The 14,722-nt window shown below is 48.7% G+C and carries 13 protein-coding genes; 5 read left to right on the top strand and 8 right to left on the bottom strand.

Translation table 11 applies throughout. The features are described 5' to 3' along the window. Positions 1-11: 11 nt before the first annotated feature. A complete protein-coding gene (locus ACFQS8_RS09820) occupies positions 12-1,823 on the bottom strand; it encodes an aminopeptidase P family protein (RefSeq protein ID WP_382167149.1) in 1,812 nt (603 codons plus the stop codon). Positions 1,824-1,841: 18 nt separating this feature from the next. Beyond that, positions 1,842-2,783 carry a 50S ribosomal protein L11 methyltransferase gene (locus ACFQS8_RS09815; RefSeq protein WP_382167148.1) on the bottom strand — a complete coding sequence of 314 codons (942 nt, stop codon included), beginning with the start codon at positions 2,781-2,783 and terminating at the stop codon, positions 1,842-1,844. Positions 2,784-2,948: 165 nt separating this feature from the next. Here ACFQS8_RS09815 and ACFQS8_RS09810 point away from each other — a divergent pair, with 165 nt between their 5' ends. Next, on the top strand, positions 2,949-3,167 hold the full coding sequence (locus ACFQS8_RS09810; protein ID WP_382167147.1) for a hypothetical protein: 219 nt from the start codon (positions 2,949-2,951) through the stop codon (positions 3,165-3,167). 417 nt (positions 3,168-3,584) lie between these two features. Continuing rightward, positions 3,585-4,007 carry a YkgJ family cysteine cluster protein gene (locus tag ACFQS8_RS09805; protein WP_382167146.1) on the top strand — a complete coding sequence of 141 codons (423 nt, stop codon included), beginning with the start codon at positions 3,585-3,587 and terminating at the stop codon, positions 4,005-4,007. A 50-nt stretch (positions 4,008-4,057) separates the two neighbouring features. Here ACFQS8_RS09805 and ACFQS8_RS09800 read toward each other — a convergent pair whose 3' ends face one another. The 3 genes from ACFQS8_RS09800 to ACFQS8_RS09790 form a co-directional block, all read right to left on the bottom strand. Continuing rightward, positions 4,058-4,585 carry an REP-associated tyrosine transposase gene (locus ACFQS8_RS09800; RefSeq protein ID WP_382167145.1) on the bottom strand — a complete coding sequence of 176 codons (528 nt, stop codon included), beginning with the start codon at positions 4,583-4,585 and terminating at the stop codon, positions 4,058-4,060. A gap of 1,048 nt (positions 4,586-5,633) precedes the next feature. Next, positions 5,634-6,539 (bottom strand): hypothetical protein, encoded by a 906-nt coding sequence (locus ACFQS8_RS09795; protein WP_382167144.1) that lies wholly within the window; start codon positions 6,537-6,539, stop codon positions 5,634-5,636. Between the two features lie 21 nt (positions 6,540-6,560). After that, complete coding sequence (locus ACFQS8_RS09790) at positions 6,561-8,930, bottom strand: ATP-dependent helicase (protein WP_382167143.1); 2,370 nt, start codon at positions 8,928-8,930, stop codon at positions 6,561-6,563. Positions 8,931-9,130: 200 nt separating this feature from the next. On the opposite strand from ACFQS8_RS09790, the gene ACFQS8_RS09785 reads away from it, so the two are divergent. Next, positions 9,131-10,036 (top strand): sialate O-acetylesterase, encoded by a 906-nt coding sequence (locus ACFQS8_RS09785; RefSeq protein WP_382167142.1) that lies wholly within the window; start codon positions 9,131-9,133, stop codon positions 10,034-10,036. Here the strand turns inward: ACFQS8_RS09785 and ACFQS8_RS09780 are convergent. Further along, the gene (locus ACFQS8_RS09780) at positions 10,030-11,418 is read right to left on the bottom strand and encodes a chloride channel protein (RefSeq protein ID WP_382167141.1); all 1,389 of its coding nucleotides are present in this window, start codon (positions 11,416-11,418) and stop codon (positions 10,030-10,032) included. The two genes, ACFQS8_RS09785 and ACFQS8_RS09780, sit on opposite strands and share 7 nt — an antisense overlap. A gap of 143 nt (positions 11,419-11,561) precedes the next feature. After that, the gene (locus tag ACFQS8_RS09775; RefSeq protein WP_382167140.1) at positions 11,562-12,680 is read right to left on the bottom strand and encodes an NADH:flavin oxidoreductase; all 1,119 of its coding nucleotides are present in this window, start codon (positions 12,678-12,680) and stop codon (positions 11,562-11,564) included. A 206-nt stretch (positions 12,681-12,886) separates the two neighbouring features. Between ACFQS8_RS09775 and ACFQS8_RS09770 the strand changes: the two genes are divergently transcribed. After that, a complete protein-coding gene (locus tag ACFQS8_RS09770) occupies positions 12,887-14,077 on the top strand; it encodes a hypothetical protein (protein ID WP_382167139.1) in 1,191 nt (396 codons plus the stop codon). Between the two features lie 31 nt (positions 14,078-14,108). Here ACFQS8_RS09770 and ACFQS8_RS09765 read toward each other — a convergent pair whose 3' ends face one another. Further along, positions 14,109-14,294 (bottom strand): DUF4169 family protein, encoded by a 186-nt coding sequence (locus tag ACFQS8_RS09765; protein WP_382167138.1) that lies wholly within the window; start codon positions 14,292-14,294, stop codon positions 14,109-14,111. Between the two features lie 60 nt (positions 14,295-14,354). On the opposite strand from ACFQS8_RS09765, the gene ACFQS8_RS09760 reads away from it, so the two are divergent. Then, positions 14,355-14,693: a hypothetical protein gene (locus ACFQS8_RS09760; protein WP_382167137.1), complete on the top strand. Its 339-nt coding sequence runs from the start codon at positions 14,355-14,357 to the stop codon at positions 14,691-14,693. The last annotated feature ends 29 nt before the right edge of the window (positions 14,694-14,722 follow it).

Raw genomic sequence — 14,722 nt, 5'->3', positions numbered from 1 at the left:
TTATATAATAATTACAATTCTTTACAGGCGTTTTTGAGCCATTCTAAATCATCGCCAGTTAGAAGCGGTGTAAGTTCTTTCAACACGCGCTGATGGTAGCGGTCTACCCATATCCATTCATCTGGTGTTAGCAGTCCGCGTTCGATCAAACGTGAGCATAGTGGCGCTAATGTGAGGGCTTCAAATTCCATCATTTGAATATCACCGCCCAAGATATCGCGGGGTTGAGTTACAAATTGAAGGTTTTCAATCCGGATGCCATACCCATCTTCTTTGTAATAGCCGGGTTCGTTAGAGACGATCATGCCTGGCTCTAGCGCAACATTATTGACGGCCTTGGCGATGCGTTGCGGGCCTTCGTGAACGCCAAGATAACTTCCCACGCCATGTCCTGTACCGTGCTCATAGTCTAGCCCTAAGGCCCACATGGGCGCGCGTGCAATTGCATCAATTGCGTGTCCGCTCGTGCCGGCTGGGAAGCGCAATCTGGCCAATGCTATGTGGCCTTTAAGAACGATTGTGTAGCGCTCTTTCATCTCTTGAGTTGGTTCACCAATAGCAACTGTGCGGGTGATGTCGGTGGTGCCGTCGAGATATTGTCCACCAGAATCAACTAGATACAGCGTCCCGCGCTCTAGGGTTTTTACCGTGTCTTCATTGACGCGATAGTGGCAGTGAGCGCCGTTAGAGCCAGCGCCCGAAATGGTTTCAAATGATAAATCTTTTAAGCCTTGCAATTCCTCGCGGCGCATTTCCAATTGCTGTGCTGCTTGAATTTCATTGACTTTACCAGACTGAACTTCACCAGAATCAAGCCAACGCAAAAAGCGTACAATTGCAGCGCCGTCGCGACGGTGGGCATTTTGAGAGCCTTTGATTTCTGTTTCATTTTTGCAAGCACGTGGCAAAGCTGAAGGATCATTTTGCAGCACAATATTTGCGCCCACATCATTTAAGGCCTTGAAAAACCACGCAGATGCAAGATTTGGATCTAGGGATACTGTTTTGCCTTTTAGCTTTTCAAATCGTGCTGAAAGTTGAGAAATTGGACGCACTTCAACATTATCAAGATGGGATGTAAGGGCATCTGTTACTTTGTCTGGATGTAAGAAAAGCTCTGCTTCACCGTTTTTGTGTAAAATTGCGCGACCCAATGGTAGCGGAGAGCATTGCACATCGCCGCCACGAATATTGAATAGCCATGCGATAGAGGCAGGTGAGGTGATGATCACCGCATCGGCTTTCACTTCATCTAGTAACTTACCGACGCGCGTGCGTTTTGAGGCATGGGCTTCACCAGCATATTCTAATGCATGTGGCACGACGATTTCGCGTGGCTCAGGCGGTTGGTCAGTCCAAGCTGCGTCGATGGGGTTTATGTCAACGGCAATAACTTCACAACCAGCCCGTTTGGCTGCGCTTGAGAGGTCTTCAAAAGCTTTTTGGTTTACAAGCTGCAAATCCACCCCGATACGTTTTCCATTAAGGTCTTGTTTTGCAAGCCATTTAAATGGGCCTAGTGTGGTGAGGTCTGCGCGTTCAAATAGAGATGAATCGAGTTGTTTAGCTGCTTGCAGCGTGTAGCGACCATCAACGAAAACCACAGCAGATTTTTGCAATATCATTGCAGCACCCGCAGAGCCGGTAAAACCTGTGACCCATGTTAAACGATCAAACGCTGCGGGTAGGTATTCGTTTTGATAAGCATCTTCATGCGGGATGTAAAAGGCATCCAGATTTTGAGCTTTCATCTGCTCGCGTAGCAATGGAAGATTGCTCTTTCCAATAGCTGGGCCGCCTTTTACTTCAAATGTTTGCCGCATGATGTGACTGCCTTTATTCTACAAGCCGAAAAATTCTGCCATATCTAACTCAAAATGGGTTGGATTTAGCTTTTTAACAGGGGTTGTGTTGGATTTTCTTTGCAATGGCTTGCGATACACTAAAGTAGACCATGCGCCAAGGCGTCGACGGTCAACGAGCGAAAGATTGCGACCAGAAAAGGCAGCTTTTACTTGTGGTTCCTGATGGTGAAGCAAGCCGGAAAGGATAATATAACCGCCTGGTTTTGTGAGTTTCGTGATGTCGCTTGAAAGCGAGACAAGCGGACGGGCAAGGATGTTTGCAAGTACTGTATCATACAGTCCCTGATTGCGGATAAATGCGTTATTTGCGCCATTTGCGACGAGCAAATGAAGCTGGCGCCCCATCTTGTTGTTTTTGGCATTAATCTTGGAAATTCTAATAGATTCAGGGTCTATGTCACATGCAATGGCGCTGTGGGCACCTGATTTTAGGGCGGCAATGGCGAGCACACCAGAACCTGTTCCAATGTCTAATACCTTGCCGAGTTTCTTGCGTTTTGCGACATCCGCCAAAGCTTCAAGACACCCCTTTGTGGTGCCGTGATGGCCCGTTCCAAAAGCGGGGCCAGCTTCGATCCAAATAGGGATCATACCGCCTTCTAAATGGACCAATTCATGGGCGCCTGCAACATAATATGGACCTGCTTTTACAGCTGGCAATCCGCGTAGACTTTCGGCAACCCAGTCCTTGTCGGGGAGTTTTTGGTGTGATGCAGAAACGCCAGAAGCTTCTGATTCTATTATAGAAACACAAGCGGAAGCTTCTTCTTCGCTGTGACAGACAGCGTCCACACGCCATGTCATACGGGTGACTTCCTCGGTTGAGACAGCCGCAGCTGGCGAGGGGTCCATATAGGCTAAAACATCGGAAAGATGTTCAGCGGTGGCGCGGTCGCACGAGGCGCTCACTTTATACATTCAAACAACCTTATTCGGGGATCATAATTTTATTGTGGATAGTGATACTTTATTCCAGTGATTGGGGAAAGAGGCTGCTGCATAAATAGGGTAAAGGCGGCATTTACTTTAAATATTTTCAATGACTTACAGGATAATTTAAGCTGGATGCAGCAAGCTGTGTTTATGAGCGCAATATCATCTTCCATAAGCGGCGTTTTGCATGCAAATGCCATGTTTAATCGTGCGGCGACACAGACGGTTCAGGCTGCCAATACACAAGGCTCTGACCTTGTTGGCGCGATTGCAGAACAGAAAATGGCAGAGCACGCGCTCAAGGCAAATACAGCTGTTTTGCGCACGGCAGATGACATGCAAAAACGCTTGCTGGACATTCTCGTTTAACATTTTTTTTCGCGTCTGCCCTTGCTCTGCTTAGAGGCTGCTGGCGGGCTGGTAGGTGGCTGATGCGGCGCTGGTCGGTGTGCGTTGACAATGCGCGTGCGCCTTGTGTGTCGCGTGGTTGGACTGTGCGGGAAGTGTATAAATTAGCGCTGAGGATAGGCGCGCATTTGTCGTTGTTTCTATTGGGTATTTTTATTCTTAGCCGAAACTTATCCTCGCCCAGCATTTGGGGGTGTAGTCTGCTCTCACATTGAAAACAGCTGATGTGGTGCTGACAATGTGAGATGTTTGACATGTGTAATTACTGGGCGGCTTAAAAAGCAATTGCCAGCATCCCGTGTGTGGATCGGGACTGGATTTTGTTGTTTTTTATTGCCGAAAAAATCGTGATGACGTATTTAGGCGGGCCGCCGACCGATGCGCATTTCGCACAACCGGGCGGTGGAGCTGTATCAAGATTTTATGTCTATTGTGTCGTTCGATTGTGTGTCGTGCGGTGCGTGCTGTTTCAGCCGGAATCCGCGTTATTTGGTTCTGTTTCCTGAAGATGCATCCCGAAATTTACCCCAAGAAAGCCTGTTTGAAGCCGAAGATAAATATGGGGAGATGCAAACCTATATGCGCTTTGAAGGCGGGCGCTGCACCCAGCTTTGCGATGGCGGGCAGGGACGGCGCGTGTGCGGCGTATATGAGGCGCGCCCAGAGGCTTGCCGCGCATTTCGTGCGGGCAGTTTTGAATGCGTAAAAGCGCGCCGCGCCAATGGCATATTGGGCGAACGGGCTGTGCATGATCCGCTGCCACTGCGCGTGGTGCGCGAGCTGGATGATGAGTTTGCGTGAGGGCGGGAGATTTGGTGCATTCGCATGCGCTTAATGCACCCTACGGGCGGCTAATCAGGTTCGCCAAACGTATTTTTTGTGGGGAAAGAGGGCGGCTGCCATTCCTTGCCATAGCTTTCTTTAAAACGATGCCATGAGGAATAGGGCCATGCGTCCATATCTTCAACGAGGCCGTGTTTTACGGGATTATAATGGATGTAATTGATGTGGTTATTTAGGTCTTTATCGTCGCGTATAGCATGTTCCCAAAAACGTCTTTGCCAGATGCCGCGCTCTCCTTTGCGTCGGTTTTTCTCCGTGTCACATGTTGTGGGAAGTGCTTTGGAAAAGCGAGATTTGATCAATCGCCAGCGCGTCGCGAAATCATCATCATCGCCGGGAAGTTGCCAAATACAGTGAAGGTGTTCGGGCAGAACGCAAACGGCAATTGTTTCAAATGGTCTTTCATTTTGTGTTTGTTTCCATGCGGCGCGAAGGGCATGAATATGGTCAACAAGTAGCCTTGCGCGGCGATTGGCCAAATTTACGGTGAAGAAATAAGTGCCTCCGGGCACATGCAAGCGTCGATAATTTGGCATGTGCGCGTCCCCCAACGGTGTGCCGAATTTGAAGACATTCAGATATAGAATGCGTGAAAATTCAAGTAAAAAGAGCCATCAAATCCAATGTAGGGTGTATTAAGCCTTTGGCGAATACACCGTTTGTGGCGGTGCACGTTGTATTGCGGTGATGGGTAATTGGAGTGTGGTGGAGAATGGTGCATTCGCGTACGCTTAATGCACCTTACGATTCTTTGCGCACTTTTATCTCTCGTCCCTCTCTTCGTTAGCAATGTAGGGTGTATTAAGCCTTTGGCGAATACACCGTTTGTGGCGGTGCGCGTTGTATTGCGGTGATTGGTAATTGAAGCGTGGTGGGAGAATGGTGCACTCGCGTGCGCTTAATGCACCTTACGATTCTTTGCGTACTTTTAACTCCCGTCCTTCTCTTCGTTAGCAATGTAGGGTGTATTAAGCCTTTGGCGAATACACCGTTTTTGGCGGTGCGCGTTGTATTGCGGTGATGGGTAATTGAAGCGCGGTGGGAGAATGGTGCATTCGCGTGCGCTTAATGCACCTTACGATTCTTTGCGCACTTTTATCTCCCGTCCTTCTCTTCGTTAGAAATGTAGGGTGCATTAAGCCTTTGGCGAATACACCGTTTTTGGCGGTGTGCGTTGTATTGCGGTGATGGGTAATTGAAGCGTGGTGGGGGAATGGTGCATTCGCATTCGCTTAATGCACCTTACGGTTCTTTGCGCACTTTTATCTCCCGTCCTTCTCTTCGTTAGCGATGTAGGGTGTATTAAGCCTTTGGCGAATACACCGTTTTTGGCGGTGCACGTTGTATTGCGGTTGTGGGTAATTGGAGTGCGGTGGAGAATGGTGCATTCGCGTGCGCTTAATGCACCTTACGATTCTTTGCGTACTTTTATCTCCCGTCCTTCTCTTCGTTAGCAATGTAGGGTGCATTCAGCCATTTGGCGAATGCACCGTTTGTGGCGGTGCACGGTGTATTGCGGAGATGGGTAATTGAAGCGCGGTGGGGGAATGGTGCATTCGCGTGCGCTTAATGCACCTTACGAATCTAAAAGTTTATCCTAAAAGCTTCCGATCTAATGGGAGCATTAAATTCCTGCATAGCTTCTAACACATCATCCACGAACTCTGATGCTGGACCCAACCCGAAAATTTCATTTTCTGAAGTTTCTTGTGATAAATAAAACCGAGCACTATCATCAATGTTTATATGCGAACGAACAATATCATTCATGCGCTCTTGGTTGTTTTTAAGTGTATTTTTGAGTGTTGTTCGGATTTTTGCGTGGATTTTAGAAATGCAGGCTACATAAATTAAGATGGGTTGATGGATGTTTGTGCATACCCCTTGTGTATTAAACATTTTGCTTTGCATTGCTTCAGAAATTAGCGTTTGAGGAAATTTTTTGTCTTTGCGTAACGAGGAGATGTTTATTAAAGCTGAGTATCGATAATCTAATATTGGTTCATCATTTATTTTTTGGGATGAAAACTCAAAAGAAATACCATTAATACCAAGGCCTTTATGTTGATTGTGGTTTCTAAATTTATCGAAAAATTTGTATTCTATCACTGTGTCGTAAAATGAACTCTTTGACGAAGTAAATTCTTTATAGATCGCACCGCTTATCTTTTCTAAGTAGTTTGAGTTTTGATCTAAATACTGACGACAAGAACAAAGCAAATTAGAAATTTTAGGATATATGTTTTGCATTTCAAGAGTAATTGATTTGCGTTTGAGTGTGTATCTTTGTTCTAAAATATTAATGGCAATGCATTTTTCTAGTTCGATTATATTCGAAATAATTGATGAGTAATTTGTTTCACAATTTGAGATTAGAATGTTTTGATCAGCAAGTTCTCTGTATAAAAAGAAGTCATTTTCTGGGATTTCCTTTTTCCCAAATGGGGCTGTTAAAAGCTGTAAATAATATTTTTCAGTTGCACCTTTCATCCCCAACCCTTTCTCTAATCCCTAAGCCGCATCTACGAAACGTTCGACGACTTTTTTGATGCCGGCTTTTTCAAAGTCGACGGTGAGTTTGGTGCCGTCGATTTGTTTGATTTTGCCATAGCCAAATTTGATGTGGAAGACGCGCTGGCCAAGCTTTAGGCCGGAGGCGGCTTCGGGGTCGGAGGTGGCAACGAGGCGGCCGGATGGGTTGATGTCTGGCGGGCGTTTCTTTTGGGGCCAATTGCCATATTGGGATTTGCCATCGGTCGTGTTGCGGGCCGCTTGGGCGCGTTTCCAGCCCGGGCTTTCATAGGTGGAGCCGCCAAAACTTTCATCACTATCAAACCGGCTGACGCCACTAAATCCGCCTGCGGGGGCTGAATTATAACCCGTTTCAGAGACAGCATCGACATGCTCGGGCGGTAATTCGTCTATAAAACGGCTGGGCATGACTGATTGCCAGCGGCCAAAAATCATGCGGTTTGCCACAAAGGAAATATAGCAGCGTTCGCGCGCTCGCGTAATGCCGACATAGGCGAGGCGGCGCTCTTCTTCTAAGGCTTTGACACCGCCCTCATCAATGGAGCGCTTGGAGGGGAAAACCTCTTCTTCCCACCCAGGGAGGAAGACTTGTGGCCATTCCAAACCCTTGGCCCCGTGGAGGGTGAGGATTTGAACTTGATCATCAGATTCATTGCCTTGGCTGGCATCCATCACCAGCTCGACATGCTCCATGAAGGCATTGAGACTTTCAAATTCACCCATAGCGCGGACAAGCTCTTTGAGGTTTTCAAGGCGGGTTTGCGCTTGGGGTGTTTTGTCGGCTTTGAGCATGGCGGTATAGCCGCTCTCATCAAGGATAATCTCCATAATGCGCGGGTGTTCAATCTCGCGGGCTTGGGCGCGCCAACGCTCAAGATCATTGAGGAAAGCGCGGATGCCGGAGCGGGCTTTGCCGGAGACTTCATTACCGCGCAACATGATTTCTGCGGTGACGGTGAGCGGGCGCTGCATCTCACGGGCGACGATCTGAATTTTCTGGATAGAGGTGGCACCCACGCCGCGTTTGGGTTGGTTGACGACGCGCTCAAAGGCAAGGTCGTCATTCTCGGAACGGATAAGGCGCAGATAGGCCATCGCGTCGCGTATCTCTGCCCGCTCGAAAAAGCGCGGCCCGCCTATAACTTTATAGGGAATGCCCAGCATGATGAAGCGTTCTTCAAACAAGCGCATTTGCCAAGAGGCACGCACCATAACAGCGCATTCAGCATACATGCGGCCAGAGGCGCGCCAGCTTTCAATGTCTTCTCCGATGAGGCGTGCTTCTGCTTCGCCATCCCAGAGGCCGCGCACTTTGACTAAATCACCGTCTTCATCAGTGGTGTGCAATGTTTTGCCAAGGCGGTCTTGGTTAGCTTTGATGAGGTGGGATGCACATGCAAGGATGCGGGCTGTGGAGCGGTAGTTGCGCTCTAGCCGGATGGTTTTTGCGCCTGGGAAGTCTTTCTCGAAACGCAAGATATTGTCCACCTCCGCGCCGCGCCAGCCATAGATGGATTGGTCATCATCGCCCACACAGCAAATGTTTCCTGTGCCTTGAGCTAACAATCGCAGCCAGAGATATTGAGCCACGTTTGTATCTTGGTACTCATCGACGAGGATATATTTGAAACGCGCATGATATTCCGCCAACACATCAGGATTGTTTTGGAATATGGAGATGCAATGGAGGAGAAGGTCGCCAAAGTCACACGCATTGAGGACAGCTAAGCGTGCTTGGTAGGTTTTATAAATCTCGATGCCGCGCCCATTGGCAAATTCATGGCCTTCACCTGCGGGGACACGGTCTGGCAAAATCGCGCGGTTTTTCCAGCTATCAATCAGCCCCGCCATAAAGCGTGGTGTCCAGCGTTTCGTGTCGATATTTTCTGCTTCGATGATTTGCTTGAGCAAACGCAATTGATCATCTGTGTCGATAATGGTGAAGGAGTTTTCAAGGCCCACTAATTCAGCGTGACGGCGCAGGATTTTCGACGAGACGGAGTGGAATGTGCCTAGCCAGCTTAACGATTGGGATTCGTCACCGATGAGCTTTTCGGCACGCTCTCGCATTTCGCGAGCGGCTTTGTTGGTGAAGGTCACGGTGAGGGTTTGGGAGGCCCATGCTTTGCGTTGATTGAGGATATGGGCAAGGCGGGTGGTGAGCACGCGGGTTTTGCCCGTACCTGCACCTGCGAGGACGAGGAGTGCACCATCAGTGGTTTCCACAGCTTCGCGTTGCTCTGCGTTTAACCCTTCCAGATAGTCCGCTTCACGCGCTGGCATATTGGGAAGACGGGCCATTGCGCGCTGGGAAATTGGCAGATTATCAAAATCGTCTGAATGGCTCATCTGTGGCTCTTCACGTCTGGGAATATGGGGTGCGACTAACCTTATTGCACGCACAAACAGGGGCAACACGATTCGCATTTTGTTCTATAGTAAACAAGTGGGAAGAATGAGGAAAGGGGGCAAGGGCAGATCAAGGCAGATTGCGCGCATGCTTATCATATGATTATTTGGGCGGGCTACAGCTTTATGGGGAATATGGAATGACTGTTTTCAATTGGTGTCGCCGGCTTGTGTTGAGTATTTGTGTAAGTGCTGCGCTTGCCGGATGTGCAAGCGAAGGTGTGCAGGGTGATCCAGTACAGGTGGTTTTGTTAGGCGGCCAATCAAACATGGTCGGCGCAGGCAATTATGACGAGATTGATGAACAAACACGTGCGCGCATTGAAGCTGTTTCCGAGCGTGTGTTTTATAGTCTTGACCCTGGTCCGGTTCGTCAGCTGACATATACGCCCAATAAGCCGAGTGAAAAATATCAATTTACGAAACGTTTTGGTCCGGAAATTATGATCGGGGTGACGCTGGCTGAAGCATATCCTGATGAGGAATTTCTATTGGTGAAAACGGCACATGGTGGGACCGCTTTATATGGTGCATGGAACCCCGATTGGAGCGCTGAGAAGGCTGAGGAAGTTGAAAACACTAAGCTGAAACGCACCACGCCATTTTATGCAAAACATATTGCCCATGCTAAGAAAGCTTTGGCGTATTTAAAACGATCTGGAAAAGCGCATGAGATTGTAGGTGTTGCATGGATGCAGGGCGAGAATGACGCCGCTAAGGAAGTATCTTCGCGTAGCTATGCTGCAAACCTCAAAAACCTAATTTCCAGTTATCGCAGAGATATGGAAGCGCCGGAAATGGTGTTTGTCGCGGGGCAGATCAATTCTCATTATGGACGTTTTGCCGAAGGGCCAGAAATGGTGAGAGGGGCGATGCTTGAGGTTGAGGCACAGGATAAGAATGTTGCCATTGTGAGAACCCGAGCAGATGCGCCATGGACTGGTTTTCCCAAGCATGATGATCAGGTGCATTACAACACGCAAGGCCAGCTTAATTTAGGAACAGCTTTAGGCGAAAAACTTGTGGCTTTGTTAAACGCTCAATAATTCTGGCGCATGCGCATTTTCACTTGGCGTTCAAACAGGGCACCGCCGCGAGATTGAACGAGCACTGTTGCTAACGAGACAGCGACAAGGGAGGCGGCGGCGGTCTCATAAGATGAGGTCAATTCAAACACGATAAGCGTTGTGGAGACGGGCGCGCCAAGCACAGCGCCTGATACGGCCCCCATGCCGACAATTGTGTAAAACACCATGCCTGATTCGGCATCGCCTGTTATCCAACCGTAAAATGCACCAAAAGCGCCGCCAATCATCGCTCCAACATATATGGAAGGTGAGAAGACGCCGCTACCAAAACGTGCGCCCAGACAAAGAGCTGTTGCGGCAAGCTTTGCAAATACAAGGATTAACATGAAGAGGGCACCATAACCGCCTGCTAGTGCTGCGGCTGTGCTTTCATATCCAACCCCTAATATTTGAGGGAATGCGACTGCGAACATGCCAAGTGCAAGGCCACCAAAAGGAGGCAACACCCAAACTGGAAGTTTGAAATGCTTGGCGAGGTTTTCGCCCGTTTGGGGCGCTTTAGACCATAACCAGATCATGATCATGGCAAGACCCGCAGAGATCAAACCCATAATCGGGGTGCCTAAAAATAGAAAGACGCTGGGGTCTTCTATAATGGTGGACATAAAGACTGGCTGATTGCCAAAATTATCGCGTGCGAGAAGGGCGGCCACGACCGAGGCCACAGCCACTGGACCAATATCAACAATGCGATAACGCTGGAGGATCACTTCACGCGCAAACAACACACCCGCAAGTGGCGCATGGAAAGAGGCTGAAACTGCAGCGGCGGCACCACAACCCAGAAGGGTGCGCACATTGCGCATATCTAGTTGGAGCCAATGTGTTCCCACGCGGGCAAGCATTGCTCCCAAATGGACGGCGGGCCCCTCACGTCCCGTGGATGCACCTGATCCTAGCGCTATTGTAGAGATGGCGACTGAGAGTAGCCCCTCTTTAAGGTTTAGCCCTGATTTTGCGATGCGGTTGGGGTAGCGGCGGGCTTTGATAACGTCAGGAATACCAAATGGACGAGGATTATCGCCCATGCCTATTTTGCTGCCTAGCCATAGCAATAGCCCAACAATACACCCTCCGACTAACGGCGCTGCGATTATGCTGAGAGGAGGTAGGCTGGCCGCAGCCGAAGAGAGGTTTTCATGTTTAGCTTGAAAGAAAACAAACTCACCAAACTCAATCGCTAGGCGTAATCCTATGACAGCCCAGCCCACAACAAACCCTATAATGGCGGCAATAATCCACAATTGCAGCGCAATGGGCCAGCGTCTCCGCAAGAAAATGAGAGCCTTTTTAAAAGGTGATTTAGCTTTTGTGGAAGGAGGCGTATCGGGCTTGGTCATGCAATTAGTTAGATGCACTCAAACTTGCTTGCGTCAACCACTGAGCCTTGCGCCAAAAGACTTTTTTACATTATTGGGGCAATGCCAAGGCTCTGAAGCGGGCTTGTGCCAACAAAGGTTCAGAGCCTTGGATTATGAAAATGCTAGTAAAGCGTTTTCAATGCATCCTTATCAAATGCGAGCAATTGGTTTGCTTGATTGTCCTTAATTTTGCTTGCCCAATCTGGATCTTTTAGGAGGGCGCGCCCAACTGCGACCATGTCAAACTCATCGCGTTCGAGACGTTCAAGCAGGTTTTTCATGTTTGCGGCCCCATCGCCGGCAGTCTCGCCGGCGAATGTTGAGATGAAATCGTTATCCAAGCTGACAGAACCTACTGTGATGGTCGGTAGTCCGGTGAGTTTTTTAGACCAGCCTGCAAGGTTTAGCCCGTCTTTACCGTCAATATCGGGATATTCAGCTTCCCAGAAACGACGTTGGCTGGCGTGAATAACATCAATGCCTGCATCTACGAGTGCGCCAAGGAATTTTTCTAATTCTTGTGGGGTGTGCGCAAGCTTTGCATCATATGCAAAAGGTTTAAATTGGGACCAGCGGAAAATGATCGGCATTTCATTTCCAACAGCGGCGCGTACTTGTTTGATAACTTCGGTCGCGAAAGTTGTGCGACCAACAAGGTCTCCGCCATATTTATCGTCGCGCTTATTTGTTTGATCCCAAAAGAAATTATCAATGAGGTAGCCGTGTGCGCCGTGTATTTCGACGGTGTCAAAGCCAAGTGCTTTTGCGTCCCGCGCTGCATCCGCGTAGGCTGCAACCATGTCGGCGATGTCTTCTTGGGTGGGTGTGTAGTTGAGTTTGGTGCCATCATGCATGATGCCTGAAGGGCTATCGGAGTTTGCTTCAGGGAAATGACCACTTCCTTCCGCGCGCGCGGCACCTTGGTGCCAGATTTGAGGGGCCATTTTACCGCCTTCAGCGTGGACGGCATCAATGACGTTTTTCCATCCAGCGAGAGGCTTTTCACCGTAGAATAGGGGATAATTTTCATTTTCACCTGCACTTGGACGGCGGATAAGCGTGCCTTCTGAGATGATTAAGCCAACATCAGCAGCCGCGCGGCGGGCATAATAGTCTGCCACATTTTGATCAGGGACGCCTTGGGGGCTGAAGGCGCGTGTCATCGGAGCCATGACTATGCGATTGGCGAGGTTTAAGTTTTTGACGGTAAAGGGGCGAAAGAGGGCGGAAGTATCAGTCATTGCAATGATTCCTTTGCGTGTTCTCTAGTCTAAGTGGGATGACGCGAAAGGAAGCCAAGTTTTTAAAGCCAATATAAATTATCACTCAAATTTATTGTGGCTGCGCCTCTCGCTAAAATAGCGTATTCATTGCATGTTCATGTTGCGGGGTGCCTCCTTATAATAAGGCGGCTTGGGAAGTGCTTAGAAACGGCAGGGTGCGGATAATGCTGAAACTTTTGACCAAATGTGCTGGAGGACTGATTGGTGTTCTCGCCTTGAGCAATTGTGCTTCGCCTGGACTGGATTACACCGTCGCCGAACCTGCATATAACACAGAAGCTGCGAAGCTAAGAGATGTGGCTGTGATGGGCTTTGGTGGCCCGCATGGGCATGCATTTACCTCAAGTCTTGATGGCATGCTGCGTGCGGCGACTTTTGAAGGCTATCCGTGGTTTCAGGTTTCTCCCTATCATTCTCAATCTGGCGGCTGGGGTGGCTCCCTTGGTGAGGCGCGCCGCATGGGAAATGATCTAGGCGTGTCTGGTGTGTGGTATGGGGAAGTTGATTCACGTAGCTCAATTTCTCCTCCATTTCGGGAAACTCGCTCTCGATGCGTTGAATGGAATGATGACAAGAAATGTGTCGTGCGCGCCAATTATCACGTGGAGTGTTTTGATATTCGCGCCGAAGTACGTGTGCATGCTTTGCTGGCAGATGTTCGCGAAGGATATATCGCTGCCGATGAACGTATGAGCGATCAAGATAGTGACCGTGTTTGTCGAGAAACTGTGCATTACCAATCCTCTAAGAAGAGGGGAAAAGGTGATCGACGCAACCGCAATCCTTATCCATCTCACTATGGATCTGGATTTGGGGGTGGATATGGCCATGATTTCTGGGAGGCGCAGGAGCGTGGACGCCGGATGGAACGGCGTTTAGTTGTGCAGCAAGCGTCTCGTTTGCGTCGTGTGATCGCACCGTATGAGCGCACCTCACGTGCCTATCTAATGGAAGTGCCGAGCTTGCCTTATATGGATTTGGTCAATGGGTTTGATACTGCGCTATCAGCAGCAAAAAACGGCAATAATCTAATGTCATGTCGTCAATTCGATGATTTGTCAGTTCAATTTCCAGACGATGCGTTTTTGAAATTTAATCTGGGTGCATGTGCGGAAATGTTTGGCGAGTTAGATGATGCTATGCGGCTGTATGAGCAAGCGAATGATCTTGCTGGGCCTATGCCAGATGAGGACTTCACCAAACTTTATCAAAAAGCCTTTAAGCGCGTGAGTGATTTACAGCTCAATCAGGTTTATCTCGAACGTCAGTTGGAAGAAGTCAACGCGCAAGAGGGTTGGCCAGAGGATGATGCGTTTGAGGACGACACTTTAGCCGGCGGTGCTCCGTCGAGTTAGGCGTCAGCTTGCAAATATCAGCAAAGGCATTTTATGATTTTGGATCGTCTAGCTTTTTGTTTTCAAGTTCTTTTTTTGATTTTTCATCGTTCGCTTTTAAGAGATTTTTCTCAGCTTTCGTTGCACCGAACAGGACGCGGTTTTCTTTAGCTTGCTGTTTTTGAGCAGCTTTTGCTTTCTCTTTGCGAAATTTATTGAGGCTGATTGGTTCGACCATTTACAACTCTGAATATATTTGGTGTGATTTGCACTTGCAGTGTGCAAGCGGAGTTGGGGAATGCCAAGCGAAAAATCAAAAAATAATTTTGTTCCAGAGTTTGGACCCAATGGCGCGGTTATGAACAGTCCGCAGATGACGGATGAAGTGCGAGATAAAATCAAAAATCCGGGGCTGGGCCAAAAGGTTGGCGAAGGGCGTACTGTTTTTGCACTGATGTTTATTGCTATTATTTTTACAAAAAACGGCTATGAAATCGCAAAGCGCTATCCAAATGTGAGCGAAGAGCGGGCCGATTTTCTTTTTTTGGCTGCGTGTGCAATTTTGACATTGTTTGGTGCGGCAGAGTTTTGCTGGCGGCGCTATGTGCGTAACAAAAAACGCGCCAATCAAAACTGATCAGCGCGTTTAATTTGTAGCTTAGATAT

This window comes from Hirschia litorea (assembly GCF_042665075.1).
Lineage (GTDB): Bacteria > Pseudomonadota > Alphaproteobacteria > Caulobacterales > Hyphomonadaceae > Hirschia > Hirschia litorea.
This window is presented reverse-complemented; position numbering and strand designations above follow the sequence as displayed.

Bases quoted from the DNA above. Each gene is read 5' to 3' on its own strand.
- ACFQS8_RS09765 (WP_382167138.1), bottom strand. From the start codon at position 14,294: ATGGTCGAACCAATCAGCCTCAATAAATTTCGCAAAGAGAAAGCAAAA.
- ACFQS8_RS09770 (WP_382167139.1), top strand. From the start codon at position 12,887: ATGCTGAAACTTTTGACCAAATGTGCTGGAGGACTGATTGGTGTTCTC.
- ACFQS8_RS09815 (WP_382167148.1), bottom strand. From the start codon at position 2,783: ATGTATAAAGTGAGCGCCTCGTGCGACCGCGCCACCGCTGAACATCTT.
- ACFQS8_RS09775 (WP_382167140.1), bottom strand. From the start codon at position 12,680: ATGACTGATACTTCCGCCCTCTTTCGCCCCTTTACCGTCAAAAACTTA.
- ACFQS8_RS09800 (WP_382167145.1), bottom strand. From the start codon at position 4,585: ATGCCAAATTATCGACGCTTGCATGTGCCCGGAGGCACTTATTTCTTC.
- ACFQS8_RS09780 (WP_382167141.1), bottom strand. From the start codon at position 11,418: ATGACCAAGCCCGATACGCCTCCTTCCACAAAAGCTAAATCACCTTTT.
- ACFQS8_RS09790 (WP_382167143.1), bottom strand. From the start codon at position 8,930: ATGAGCCATTCAGACGATTTTGATAATCTGCCAATTTCCCAGCGCGCA.
- ACFQS8_RS09820 (WP_382167149.1), bottom strand. From the start codon at position 1,823: ATGCGGCAAACATTTGAAGTAAAAGGCGGCCCAGCTATTGGAAAGAGC.
- ACFQS8_RS09795 (WP_382167144.1), bottom strand. From the start codon at position 6,539: ATGAAAGGTGCAACTGAAAAATATTATTTACAGCTTTTAACAGCCCCA.
- ACFQS8_RS09760 (WP_382167137.1), top strand. From the start codon at position 14,355: ATGCCAAGCGAAAAATCAAAAAATAATTTTGTTCCAGAGTTTGGACCC.
- ACFQS8_RS09805 (WP_382167146.1), top strand. From the start codon at position 3,585: ATGCGCATTTCGCACAACCGGGCGGTGGAGCTGTATCAAGATTTTATG.
- ACFQS8_RS09810 (WP_382167147.1), top strand. From the start codon at position 2,949: ATGAGCGCAATATCATCTTCCATAAGCGGCGTTTTGCATGCAAATGCC.
- ACFQS8_RS09785 (WP_382167142.1), top strand. From the start codon at position 9,131: ATGACTGTTTTCAATTGGTGTCGCCGGCTTGTGTTGAGTATTTGTGTA.